This is a genomic window from Paenibacillus sp. NN59, from assembly GCF_057597225.1.
In genome coordinates, this window is the sequence record NZ_CP199678.1 from 2,228,466 (window position 1) to 2,241,551 (window position 13,086).

A 13,086-nucleotide genomic window follows, 5' to 3' on the forward strand; every position below is an offset into this window, starting at 1 on the left:
GAATGACAATTACGTTTCTGTTAGCTTCCCCTACTGGATTTCAACTCATATAATAACGCTAATTCTATTCGGATATTGCAATGCAACCTAGAGATAAATATGTATGAATGCAACGGAGCCTGTTCTAGATAGATCATGAAAGGGTTGGTGAAGTATGGGCCTCGAAGCTTTGAATGAACGTGTGAAGCATGATTTAGCGTATTTATGTTTTGGAGGTACCAGCTGGGTTCGTACAAGAGAGCACGCAGAGGGGCATGTCTATGATGTTGTTATTGTAGGCGGTGGACAGAGTGGCCTTGGGGCTGCATTTGGACTTTTGCGCGAACGGATCTCGAATATTCTGATCATCGACGAAAATGTGGAAGGGCAAGAAGGGCCATGGGAAACTTATGCACGGATGGTAACGTTGCGGACGCCGAAACATCTAACTTCCATTGATCTGGGTATTCCCTCTCTGACGTTTCGTGCATGGTGGGAGGCTCAGGAGGGTGTTGAGGGATGGCAGAAGATCGATAAAATTCCTCGCAGTGACTGGATGAATTATTTGCGTTGGTATCGGGAAATCCTGGACCTTCCAGTACAGAACGAAGTTAAGTTAGACCTCATTGAACCTGGGCAGGATGGAATTCATCGTCTACATGTAACCGAACTAGGAATTCGTGAAAAGCACATTTTGGCTCGGAAAGTTGTGCTTGCAACGGGTATTCAAGGAGGCGGCGAGTGGCATGTACCCTCACTGATCTCAGATCATCTGCCGCGAGAGTTGTATGCCCATACTTCAGAAATGATTGATTTTGAACGGTTAAAAGGAAAAAAGGTTGCAGTGCTCGGCGGTGGAGCCTCAGCTTTTGATAATGCAAACCACGCGCTAGCCTCAGGTGTGGCTGAAGCTCATGTTTTTGTCAGACGTGAACAATTACCACGAGTCAATCCGATTCGCCAAATGGAACAATCCGGCATGATCGAGCGGTTTCACGCTTTACCTATAGCTGATAAGTATCAGGTGATATCTCACTTTTTCAAATATAATCAGCCACCTACCAATGATACGTTCAACCGGGCCGCATCTTGGCCTGGATTCGAGTTGCATCTGGACTCACCATGGTTAAGCGTGCAAGCTACGGATCAAGGAGCAAAGGTTGAAACGGCACATGGAAGTTATACGTTTGATTTTCTTATTGTAAGCACAGGTCTGCTCAGCGATCCCGCTCTCCGTCCCGAACTGCAACTCGTGGAACAGCACATTGCTCGCTGGCAAGATTGTTACGAAGCCCCGCTGGAAGTTCGAAATGTGCTACTTGATGCACACCCCTTTTTAAGCCCTGGATTTGCAATGACCAGTAAAAGTGAACAGGGAAAAACGCTACTGCATGGCTTGTTTATATTCAATTATTCTGCACTGGCCAGTTGTGGATTGTCTGCTTCAGCGATATCGGGCACCAGAAGTGCCATCCCCAAACTGGTTGCAGGTATAGCTGATCAATTGTTCCTCGATGACCGGGAGGAGACACTTCGTGGGTTTTATGATTACAATGAGCTGGAATTTACGGAGATATGGGTGAAACGCCGGGTTCTTGGCTGAGGCGATCATATGATATATTTCGTGCAGCGAGGGGATGCTGTACGTTTTTTTTTGTTTTTTTACATTGTGACTTACACTCGGTGTCGATTTATTGTAAAATGTCGTTTGGATCATGTTAAAGGCAGGGATAAAAAATGGAACAAAAGAAACAAATAAAACAAATGAATTATGAGCAATTCAGGGCTCATGTGAAAAAGGCATCACGTATACGCAATGTACCTCTAATTAAAATTGTGGCATTTCAAGAGAAATTTATGAAAATTGAGGAAGTACAGTTCTATGATGTGGAGCAAAATTATATGAGTGTGCAAGCCTGTAATACGTTGTGGATGAACCTTGAGAACAAATCATTCCGTAATATGGTGTCCCAACCATTACAGGTCTATCGGCAGATGCCCAATCTTGGGCGGCTTTCTTTCGAGAATCTGATCCGTGAATTATATGATACTGCTGTCCCCATCTTGATGGATTATGACCCTGATGAATATTACACCCTGGAACAGTTAATTGAGATCCTGACAACGGATGAGGAGAAGCTAATCGAGCAACTGGAGATGGGAAGATTCAAGGGTGCTTTTATTAACGAAGAAGGAAAATGGCTCAAACCCAAACCAGAAGTGGAAAGCGCGGAGTTATTGTAGAAATAAGCCGTATTATACAAAAACGTCAAAATCCTGCAGCACTGCCACCAGAAGCGGCGGTTGTTGCAGGATTTTTAATGACAAGTCTTAATGAGCACGACGAACTACAAATCCATCTCTGCAACAATTGGGAGATCCAGGTATCGATAAGATACGCTGGCCCTGAATCAGGATTCCTTTATCTCTGATACATAAGGCAGGAGGGCGGCCGTTCAGACGACAGTTTCTGAAAGCAACTGGACTAAGACGAGACATGGAGGCAATGGAACCACCTACGGAGGGAGCCTCAACGATCCATTCGGCAGAGCTTTGAGGGCCTGTATATCGTTGAATAGTTCGGAAAGTCCAGCCTTTAGTGAGGTTGATCAAGCTAATGCACCAGGAATGGCGAGTTAACTTCGTAATGATACCGCGCATGCAGTCACCTGGGCTTACTGGGTTGGGAATCATGGTTTCGGTTGCCGGAAGAATCTCCCACCAGGCATAATAGACGGGTTTGCCTTGTATCCAATCGTGGGCTGTTCCCGTCTGAATCAGATCTGTGTTTGCGAAGCCGTCAATGCCAATCCATGCAGAGGAATACGAATTGCGGGAGGAAGGCAGAACATATGGTACAGTCCAATCAGCAGAAATCCGCCTATAGGGATGAGTTGTTTTTCTTTTTGCGTAACCGCTCCAATTGAAGGAAATCCAGCCCGAACGCGGGCGTGAAGATTCTTTGGTTGGATGTAACACACAGGGTTTCCGTCGTTTGATCGTACGGTCTGACATTGAAGTCATCACCTCTCCGTTGTAGGGACTAGGTTATCAGATGCGTACTATGGACTATTGGATAGGGACACTTGGACAAGAAAATAAGTCGAACGGTGAAAGTTTTTGAAGGTTTTCGAATTCTTTTGAATGAAAACGATTGTTTTTTACGGAATTTATGATACTATAGAAGCAGTTGGAGGAATGCATATGCTGACTGAAGAACGATATGCTGCAATTGTAGAGCGCTTACATTTACAGGGAATTGTGAAGTTGCAAGAGCTTGTTGATGTGTTGGGTGTTTCTGAATCCACGATTAGAAGAGATTTGATTGATTTGGAAAGCCGTCAGATGCTCAAACGTATTCATGGTGGTGCTTCACTGGTGAATGAAAAGTCATTAGAACCAGGCATGGAGGAAAAAACGTTCAAAAACATTCAACAGAAGACAGTGATTGCCCGCCTGGCAGCGCAGGAAATCCAGAACGGGGAGTGCATTTATCTAGATGCCGGCACAACAACACTCGCTATGATCCCTTTTATAGAAGCTAGGGATGTAACCGTGGTCACCAATGGACTATCCCATGTGGAGGCGCTGGTAAGCAAACGAATTCGCAGTTACTTGCTGGGTGGCATGATGAAAATTCATACCAAAGCGGTGATCGGCAGTATCGCGCTACAGAACATGGACAATTTCCGATTTGACAAGTGTTTTCTAGGAAGTAACGGAGTAGATCCGGAAATGGGGTATACAACTCCTGATCCAGAGGAAGCCTTGATTAAGAGGCGTGCACATCAATTGTCAGGGAAATCTTATGTGCTGGCTGATTCCAGCAAAATCGGGGATATTACTTTTGCCAAATTGTTTGATTTGGAGGAGGCAGATTTGATTACGGAGCGAATGCCTGAACATTGGCGTGCAGTAATCACCCAGAAAACTAAAATAATTGAGGGATAGCGATGATATATACGATAACACTCAACCCGTCCATTGATTACATCGTCGAAGTGCACGATTTGAAGCTCGGCGGACTTAACCGCATGAATCGGGATTTGAAATTACCTGGCGGGAAAGGCATTAACGTTTCCAGAATTCTGAATCAACTCGGTGCTGCGAACACAGCTATCGGATTTTTGGGTGGGTTCACGGGACGTTTCATCAATGACAAGTTGCAGGAGGATGCGATTCAAACGGATTTTGTCACCATTGCAGATGATACTCGCATCAACATTAAGCTGAAGCACGGGGATGAGACAGAAATTAACGGTCTTGGACCAGCGATTCGTACAGAAGAGGCAGAGCAATTACTGAATAAACTATCTTCCTTGCAAAAAGGAGATATCGTCATTCTCTCTGGTAGCGTTCCGCCATCACTTGGTTCAGATTTCTATGATCGGCTCATTCATGTATGCAAACAGACAGAAGCCGAGTTTGTTATTGATACAACAGGGCCTGCTCTGATGGAAGCACTCGTTCACCAACCGTTGCTGGTGAAGCCGAACCATCATGAACTAGCTGAATTGTTTGGCGTAACCATCGAAACACGTGAGGAATTGGTTTCTTACGGACGTAAATTGCTCGAAGCAGGTGCCAAGCATGTGTTGATCTCTATGGCTGGAGAAGGAGCATTGTTCATCACCGAGAAGAATGTCTATCACGCAACTGTACCTAAAGGGACTGTGAAAAATTCCGTTGGTGCTGGTGATTCGATGATTGGCGGATTTGTTGGTACCTATGTGTTGCAAGGAGACTTGCTTGAAGCATTCCGTACAGGGGTAGCTTCCGGCAGTGCGACAGCCTTCTCAGATGACCTCGCTACACGTGAGTTTATTGACGAATTGCGTAATCAGGTGACGATTACAACGCTTTAATTACCTTGAATAACTGATATAAGGCCTGCCATGTGCAGGCCGACCGAACTTAAGGGAGTGTTCCAAGATGAAAATCACTGACTTAATGATCCAGGAAACGATGATTATGGATCTGCAAGCAACAACCAAAGACGAGGCGATCGACGAACTGATTGCAAGTCTTAACCAGAGTGGACGTATTAATGATCCAGCATTGTTTAAAGAAATGATCTACAAAAGAGAAGCCGAGTCCAGCACTGGCATCGGCGGCGGTATTGCTATGCCACACGCAAAAACCAAAGCGGTCAATGAACCAACGGTCGTTTTTGCAAAAAGTAAACAGGGTTTGGACTTTGAAGCATTGGATGACGAGCCTGCTCATATCTTCTTCATGATTGCAGCACCAGAAGGCGCAGGCAATACACATCTCCGCACACTAGCGGCTCTTTCAAGGCTGTTGGTTGATAGCGATTTCATCGCTGAGCTGATGAACACGAATACGCCGCAAGAAGTTAGCGCTTTGTTTGATGCGAAACAAGCTGAAGCTGCGGAGAAGGAAGCTGCGAAAGAGAAGGCTAAAGCAGAGAGAGTAGCACAAGCATCTTCGACTGAAAGTGGTGCTAACAACGTGAAAAACAACTCCGGTGTCATTGTTGGAAACGCAAATACAGAAGAATTTGTTGTTGCTGTTACAGCATGTCCAACGGGGATTGCCCATACATTTATGGCTGAGGATGCTTTGAAGAAAAAAGCCCAAGAGATGGGCATCAACATTCGTGTTGAGACCAACGGTTCCGAAGGCGCACAAAACGTATTGACAGCTGACGAGATCGCTCGTGCCAAAGGGGTTATCATTGCAGCTGACAAAAACGTCGAGATGGCTCGTTTTGACGGTAAACCTGTGTTGCAAAGACCGGTAAGTGACGGTATCCGTAAATCCGAAGAACTGATCCGCAAAGCGGTCAACGGCGATGCACCAATCTATCGCAGCCAAGGTAGCAGCGCGAAGGATGAAGGTGCAGGCGATAGCAAGATAAGCGTAGGAAGCAAAATTTACAAAGATTTGATGAACGGGATTTCACACATGCTGCCATTCGTTGTCGGCGGTGGTATACTGCTTGCTATTTCTTTCTTGGTTGAACAGCTTGGAGGTTCTGACAATCCGATTTTTAAACTGCTGCAAACAATTGGTGGCGAAGGAGCATTCCACTTCTTGATTCCTGTGCTTGCGGGATTCATTGCGATGAGTATTGGTGACCGCCCAGCCCTGATGCCTGGTATGGTTGGTGGATTGATGGCTGTAAACTCCAATGCCGGTTTCCTTGGTGGTTTAGCTGCCGGTTTCCTTGCGGGTTATGTGGTCATTGGTCTGCGTAAAGCGCTAAAAGGCCTGCCCAAAGCCATTGACGGCTTGAAACCGATCCTGCTCTATCCGGTTCTTGGTTTGCTGATCGTTGGTACGATTGCTTATTACATTTTTGATCCGGTTTTCGGAGCTTTGAACACATGGCTTGTAGATGCACTCGGTAATCTGGGAACAGGTAACAAGGTATTGCTTGGTTTGCTGCTCGGCGGCATGATGGCGATTGATATGGGTGGTCCGTTTAACAAAGCGGCTTATACCTTTGCGATTGGCGTATTTACATCCAGCGGAAATACAGACGGGGCATGGATGGCAGCGGTTATGGCAGGCGGTATGGCTCCTCCACTGGCGATTGCCCTTGCAACAACGTTCTTTAAATCCAAATTCACGGAGCAAGAGCGTAAATCCGGTCTAACAAACTATGTACTCGGTCTTTCCTTTATTACAGAAGGTGCAATTCCATTTGCAGCGGCTGACCCGCTTCGTGTACTGACCTCCTGTATTATTGGTTCTGCGGTAGCAGGTGGACTTACTCAGCTGTGGAGCATTAACGTTCCAGCTCCACACGGTGGTATTTTCGCAGCGGCACTGGCTAACCATGCATTGCTCTTCCTGCTGGCTGTTGCGATTGGTTCTGTCATCTCGGGTCTCATTCTGGGATTGTGGAAAAAATCACCTACACTTGTTAAATAATAAATTAGGTTAATGTAAGTTCAGGTGAACTTGCTGTACCAATGGTAAAACGATTATCAACTCTAGGCATCCCTCCAGTGAAATTTTCATTGAAGGGATGTTTTTTTGTGTTTTTTGTTTCGTTTGGAGAGGGGGTATGATATGATGATTCTAGACTAAATGAAACTCGGTTTCACTAGATGGAACTTTGGGGATGACGGAAAGTAAAATCAAGGATATATTCGTAAGATATGTCCGAGAGAAAGAGGAGGAATCAAAATGGAGAAGGATCAGATCAAAAATCAGATGCGGAAGCAATTTTCTCAGAATGCCGAGCATTATGTCACAAGTGAAATTCATGCACAAGGTGAGGACCTTGCGTTGCTCGTTGCATCATCTCAGGCGGCAGAACATATGAGTGTGCTGGATATAGCAACGGGTGGAGGACATGTCGCGAATGCGCTTGCTCCGCTGGTAAGTCGCGTGACAGCCCTCGATCTGACTGAAGGAATGTTAGAGGTGGCTGCACGTTTTATCCAGGGCAATGGTCATGAAAATGTGGATTTTGTAACGGGAGATGCTGAGCATATTCCTTTTCCGGACAATAGCTTTGATCTGGTGACCTGCCGGATTGCAGCACATCATTTTCCGGATGTATCCTCGTTTGTTTCCGAGGCTTATCGGGTGACCAAACCTGGTGGCCGATTATTGTTTATTGACAATGTGGCTCCCGAGCAGGATGAACTAGATCGTTTCTACAACGACATAGAGAAAAGGCGTGACCCAAGTCATGTTCGGGCATGGCGGAAAACAGAATGGATTGGACTTTTGGAACGTATGGGGTATCGGGTTGAAACGATGGTTTCTTTTGCAAAAAAATTTCATTTTGATGATTGGTGCACACGTGCATCCCTCTTTGGAGAAGGGCGGCTGGAGCTTGAAGCAAGAATGCTACATGCGACGGGAAAGGTGAGAAGTTATTTTAATATCGTGGAGAAAGAGCAGGATGAAATTCTCAGCTTTGAAGGAGAAAGTGTGTATATCCAGGCAATCAAGCGTGGAGTGTGAGAGGGGAAGAGGCACGGTTCATATCCTAAAGAATAAAGAAACTTCAAAAGCAAAAAGCAGACCTCTCTTGTAAGAGAAGCCTGCTTTTATTTTTATTCCTGGTCTTGTTGCCTTCATTGTATTGCCAAAAGAATGAGCCTGTAATGTAGTATCCATTACCAAAGCTTTCCTTCGTTCATTCAGGGTTTTAAAATGACCTTGGTGCATTCATCTTCGTGGTCATTAAATATCCGGTAAGCCTCGCTCGCGTTATCCAGTGATACACGGTGTGAGATAATCTCAGTTGGATCAAATTCACCGGCTGTAATTTTACGGAATAGTTCGGGCATATAATGAATAACAGGAGCTTGTCCCATTTTAATGTTGATGTTACGCTCAAACAGGTTTCCCAAAGGAAACATATTATAGGAGGAGCCATATACGCCTGTAAGCTGTAGTGTTCCAAACTTGCGCACGGCTTTCATGCCGATTTCGATGGCACTCAGCGCCCCGCCATGGAGTTTTAGCTTCTGACCGATCTCTTCCAGCATGGACTTTTTGCCATCCATGCCAACACAGTCAATAACAACATCTGTTCCACCCTGAGTGATCTCGCGGATATGCTCACCCATATCATCATGCTCTTCAAAATTAAAAACCTCTACGTCATTCATACGTTTAGCCTTATCTAGTCGATAAGGCAGACGATCCACGGCAATAACCCGCTTGGCTCCTTTCATCCAGGCAAACTTTTGCGTCATTAGCCCAATAGGGCCACTGCCGAGTACAGTGACGGTATCCCCAGGCTTGACGCCAGCATTTTCAACACTCCAGTATGCCGTCGGCAACACGTCGGAAAGGAACAATAATGCCTCGTCTTCCAGCTCACAGGATTCGGGAATGACAAATGGAGTGAAGTTGCCGTAAGGCACTCGTAGCAGTTCAGCCTGACCGCCCGGATGACCACCATATCGCTCGGTGAACCCGAAGTACCCCCCGGTATGAATATCAGGATTTCCATTGGATTTGTCACATTGACTCTCCATATCGTGGTTACAGTAGAAGCATTGACCGCAAGCGATGTTAAAAGGCAGGACGACTCGATCCCCTTTTTTGACTCGCGTAACCTCAGGTCCGACCTCTTCCACAATGCCCATCGGTTCATGACCGATCACATAGTCTTTTGCAGCAGGTAGCGCGCCTTGATAGATATGCAAATCCGATCCACAGATCGCCGTTGAAGTAATACGAACGATAATGTCATCATGCTGTTGCAGTGCCGGATCTTCGACCTGTTTCACCTGAATGTCCTTGATGCCCTGAAACGTAACGGCTTTCATCTTCATATTCCTCCTTGGTCTATGTGGGGTTCTCTTCCTTTTACCCCATTTTCGTGCATATGATATAGGTTTATACTATTTTATACGACAGGCCACTTCACTTTCCGTAATGCATCCAGCAGTTCTGGAGGAGCATTCAGATTGTCTCGAACCAGATCACGCGGTGTTAGAGCCATCCATTGATTGAGAGAGACATCCTCAAAACGGTCACTTCGGAATATTTCCAAAAACCATAATGTGTCTTTTCCGGTATTTTGTATATAGTGCCCCATGGCAACGGGAACATACCCTACATCTCCGGCCCGGTAATCAAAGGTGCGTGCGATCCCATTGCCACCAAAGACGGTCATTCTGCCTTCACCCGTCAAATAGTACTGCCATTCATCGGCATTGGGGTGCCAGTGTAGCTCACGCATCGCCCCAGGTTTGATCTCGACTAGCGCTGCAGCGACTGTAGTGGAGATCGGAAAGTTGGTGGAATCAACGATGCGCACACTTCCTCCAGGTGTGATCAAAGGTTCCTGTGCAAGCAAACGATAGGTAAACGGAAGAGGAACGGTTCCGTAGGGGGATTGAACGCGCTGGCTTTCAAGTGAACCAGGTACATCATCTTGAAAAATATAAACCTGTTCCTTGGGCATCGATTGGAAGGCTGATTCAGGAACGCCAAAATTCAAGGATAGTACCTCTGGTGGCGTATGGGCAAACCAGTCTGAGATGGACAATGTATTCAGATCAGAGAAGCTTCCATCATCGAATACCAATAAAAATTCACACCCGTTCTCCAACCCTTGAATCGAATGAGGAAGTCCTTTTGGGAAAAACCAAAGATCACCGGGACCCACATCAGCGATAAAATTCCGTCCGTTCTGATCCACAGAAGTGATGCGCGCAGTACCCCAGATCATATAAGCCCATTCAGATTGCTGATGCCAATGCAGTTCGCGGACGCCGCCTGGAGTCAGGCTCATATTCACGCCGGCGAGCGTAGTGGCAACAGGCAGGTCACGTACCGTAATTTCACGTGACCAGCCGCCGTGATTGAGCTGCATATGGGTGTCGGAGAAGGACATCCTGAGGTTAGGTAACAAGCCATTATCTGTCTTAGGGGGGACAAGCATATCGGGATTTTGCTTGTCTCTTAACACATCTCTTGGTCCATAATCCGGGCCGCCTGCACCGTCGCTTCGAATAGGTTGGGGGATAATATACGGCTGAGCACTGGGTTGTTTTTCTTTACTCATTCTGATGTCTCCTTCCGATATCCGCTGCAATCCGCGTCATGTGGTTTACTCACCATGCTTACACCTATGAACGAAGGCTTGGAAAATATGAAGGACAAAGATAAAAAGACCTGACCTTATTCGGTCAAGTCTGGAATCAGACTTCTTCAGGGCGAGAGCGGTAAATTTCAAGCATGAATTAGGTATTCAGATAATTTTGCTCATAGATTTCATGCACACGTTGAAGTATGGTAGATCCTTGCTCATGAAAACGAAGGCGTGCTGCCTTATTATTAACCAGAAACGCACCAGAATCATGCTTCACGCTCCCGAGCACTGCGTTATGAAGCAGTGATGCACCTCGACTTGGATGAGAAAAGAATAATTTCATAACAGGTTTGATATAGAAGGGCAAACCGGATGTTTTGTTGCTTCTTAGCGTGTTGTTTCCACCCGGATCAACACTAAGAAGTCGAATGCCATCCGCCATAGCTTTGGATGCAGCCTCAGCTGTCCACAATGAGAGGGCGAGCTTGGACGCAGCGTAAGGACCAAAAAGCTTTTTGAAGGAAGCTGGCCGCTCCAACGTATCAAGGTCGAACGCTTTTAGCATGCGAAAAGCAGTCGAGGAGGTGTTCACAACGGTTTTCATCCTCCCTTGGCGGAGCGACTCATACAGCTCCCGATAAATGATATAAGGAACCACCGTCTGAAGCTCAAAATGCAACTCACGCCCCTGGTCGGAGTATTGGAGGGTAGAGGTGCTTCCGCCTGCATTGTTGAACAGGACGTCAATGGAATCCGTCTGTGATCGAATCTGGTCCAGCGCTGAGCGAAGGCTGGCATAATTCGTGAAATTGGCTTGAATGGATCGTAATTGACCTGAGCTTAATGCGGACTGAATTACACGATCATCTGCCGGGAACGCGGAGCGGTTAAGAGCGATAATCTTCCACTGATCCTTTAGAAGCTGTCTTGTTAGTTCCAGTCCAATTCCTGAAGATGAGCCGGTTATTACGGCTGTGCGAAGCGGATTTACTGGGTTCATTAAAATGACCTCCTCATGTATTCGAGTCATTCTACAATTTGGAGCTGACTCCAAGTCAAGAGGGATATTTCAGGCTTGACTTGGAGCCAGCTCCAAGTTATATGATAGAGAGAAGTATGGGTATGGGAGGGCTAATGATGAGTGAGCAAAGTACGTTCTCCATTCATGAAATATCGGAGCGGTCGGGGTTATCCAAAGATACCATTCGTTATTATGAGAAAATTGGTCTGCTTCCACGTGCGGAACGTAAAGCAAGCAGCCACAGAGTCTATTCGGAACAGGACATCCAGACGATGAGCCTAATTACTTGTCTGAAGAAAACAGGCATGTCACTTGAGGATATGAAGCCATTTCTGCAGATGTCGCTGGAGTCGGATTTGAACGATTTTCCGGAGGAACGGGAGATGCTGGTCAATTATCAGAAAAAAGTAGAAGATCAGATCGCCTCGCTGCAACAGGTCGTTGATTTTATTCAGGATAAGCTGGAGCAACGTAGTATGTTTCCTGAACGTTGTTCGCTGGAAGCAGAGAATCTAGTGACAGGGATCGCCCAAAAGAAAACTTTCTCTTGATGGAATATAAGATATACGAGGGATATCGGAAAAGGAGTCAAGTCATGACATTACAACAACTTAAATATGTAATCGAGGTTGCCACACACGGATCGATGAACGAAGCAGCCAAACGGTTGTTTATCTCCCAGCCGAGCTTATCAAACGCGATTCGCGATCTGGAACAGGAGCTTCGTATTACCATTTTTGAACGGACCAATAAAGGCATCACTCTTTCCAAAGAAGGGGTGGAGTTTCTAAGTTATGCTCGTCAGGTCGTCGAACAGGCCGAACTGCTGGAGAATCGTTATCTGAATGCGAAGCCGTCTCCGCAACACTTTTCGGTATCCACCCAGCACTACGCTTTTGCGGTGAATGCATTTGTAAAGCTTGTTCAGCAGCACGGTCATGATGAGTATGAACTCGCACTGCGCGAGACTAAAACGTATGAGATCATTCAGGATGTAAAAAGTCTTCGGAGTGAGATTGGCATCCTTTATCTGAACGAATTCAACGCCAAAGTTATCAATAAATTGTTGAAAGATGCCGGACTTGTGTTTACAAGCCTGTTTACAGCGAAACCGCATATTTTCATCAGTGTGAACAATCCGCTTGCGAAGCAGGAGTCTGTGGCCATTGAACAGCTTCAGGATTATCCTTACCTGTCCTTTGACCAGGGGGAGTATAATTCTTTTCATTTTTCCGAAGAAATTCTGAGTACGTTATCTCATCCCAAAAGCATTCAGGTCAACGACCGGGCGACTTTATTTAATCTGCTTATCGGTCTAAATGGGTATACGATCTCGACTGGAGTGCTTAGCGCCGATCTGAACGGCAACGAGATCATTCCGGTTCCCCTCGAATGTGAAGAGTCCATTAATGTCGGGTGGATTTCTCATAAAAGCACGTCACTTTCCAATCTCGGCGTGGCTTATGTGCAGGCATTACACGAAGCAATTGGTTTGCAAGATTGAGTCACAGGGTCTTTGTAATATGGATTTTATAGGTTCAAAGGTTCA

At 46.0% G+C, this 13,086-nt stretch carries 12 protein-coding genes; 8 read left to right on the forward strand and 4 right to left on the reverse strand.

Features of this window, described 5'->3' with window-relative positions; all coding sequences use genetic code 11:
* Positions 1-154: 154 nt before the first annotated feature.
* Positions 155-1,582, forward strand: a complete 1,428-nt coding sequence (locus tag ACT89M_RS09910; protein ID WP_308722089.1) for an NAD(P)-binding domain-containing protein — start codon at positions 155-157, stop codon at positions 1,580-1,582.
* A 134-nt stretch (positions 1,583-1,716) separates the two neighbouring features.
* Positions 1,717-2,223 (forward strand): hypothetical protein, encoded by a 507-nt coding sequence (locus tag ACT89M_RS09915; RefSeq protein ID WP_154886661.1) that lies wholly within the window; start codon positions 1,717-1,719, stop codon positions 2,221-2,223.
* A gap of 87 nt (positions 2,224-2,310) precedes the next feature.
* On the opposite strand, the gene ACT89M_RS09920 is transcribed toward ACT89M_RS09915, so the two are convergent.
* Positions 2,311-2,994 (reverse strand): G1 family glutamic endopeptidase, encoded by a 684-nt coding sequence (locus ACT89M_RS09920; RefSeq protein ID WP_308722088.1) that lies wholly within the window; start codon positions 2,992-2,994, stop codon positions 2,311-2,313.
* A 189-nt stretch (positions 2,995-3,183) separates the two neighbouring features.
* Between ACT89M_RS09920 and ACT89M_RS09925 the strand changes: the two genes are divergently transcribed.
* From ACT89M_RS09925 to ACT89M_RS09940, 4 genes are all read left to right on the forward strand, one after another.
* Complete coding sequence (locus ACT89M_RS09925) at positions 3,184-3,930, forward strand: DeoR/GlpR family DNA-binding transcription regulator (protein WP_090920406.1); 747 nt, start codon at positions 3,184-3,186, stop codon at positions 3,928-3,930.
* A gap of 2 nt (positions 3,931-3,932) precedes the next feature.
* Positions 3,933-4,844 carry a 1-phosphofructokinase gene (gene pfkB / locus ACT89M_RS09930; RefSeq protein ID WP_154886658.1) on the forward strand — a complete coding sequence of 304 codons (912 nt, stop codon included), beginning with the start codon at positions 3,933-3,935 and terminating at the stop codon, positions 4,842-4,844.
* A 67-nt stretch (positions 4,845-4,911) separates the two neighbouring features.
* Entirely contained in the window at positions 4,912-6,879 is a 1,968-nt protein-coding gene (locus tag ACT89M_RS09935; RefSeq protein WP_308722087.1) for a PTS fructose transporter subunit IIABC, read from the forward strand.
* Positions 6,880-7,137: 258 nt separating this feature from the next.
* Positions 7,138-7,926 (forward strand): class I SAM-dependent methyltransferase, encoded by a 789-nt coding sequence (locus ACT89M_RS09940; protein ID WP_154886656.1) that lies wholly within the window; start codon positions 7,138-7,140, stop codon positions 7,924-7,926.
* Positions 7,927-8,105: 179 nt separating this feature from the next.
* Here the strand turns inward: ACT89M_RS09940 and ACT89M_RS09945 are convergent, their stop codons facing one another.
* The 3 genes from ACT89M_RS09945 to ACT89M_RS09955 form a co-directional block, all read right to left on the reverse strand.
* A complete protein-coding gene (locus tag ACT89M_RS09945) occupies positions 8,106-9,245 on the reverse strand; it encodes a zinc-dependent alcohol dehydrogenase (protein ID WP_154886654.1) in 1,140 nt (379 codons plus the stop codon).
* Between the two features lie 80 nt (positions 9,246-9,325).
* Positions 9,326-10,489 (reverse strand): oxalate decarboxylase family bicupin, encoded by a 1,164-nt coding sequence (locus ACT89M_RS09950; protein WP_154886651.1) that lies wholly within the window; start codon positions 10,487-10,489, stop codon positions 9,326-9,328.
* A gap of 178 nt (positions 10,490-10,667) precedes the next feature.
* On the reverse strand, positions 10,668-11,516 hold the full coding sequence (locus ACT89M_RS09955; RefSeq protein WP_154886649.1) for an SDR family NAD(P)-dependent oxidoreductase: 849 nt from the start codon (positions 11,514-11,516) through the stop codon (positions 10,668-10,670).
* A 134-nt stretch (positions 11,517-11,650) separates the two neighbouring features.
* Between ACT89M_RS09955 and ACT89M_RS09960 the strand changes: the two genes are divergently transcribed.
* Positions 11,651-12,088 carry a MerR family transcriptional regulator gene (locus tag ACT89M_RS09960; protein ID WP_186809558.1) on the forward strand — a complete coding sequence of 146 codons (438 nt, stop codon included), beginning with the start codon at positions 11,651-11,653 and terminating at the stop codon, positions 12,086-12,088.
* Between the two features lie 44 nt (positions 12,089-12,132).
* The gene (locus tag ACT89M_RS09965; RefSeq protein ID WP_090920428.1) at positions 12,133-13,041 is read left to right on the forward strand and encodes a LysR family transcriptional regulator; all 909 of its coding nucleotides are present in this window, start codon (positions 12,133-12,135) and stop codon (positions 13,039-13,041) included.
* Positions 13,042-13,086 lie beyond the last annotated feature (45 nt).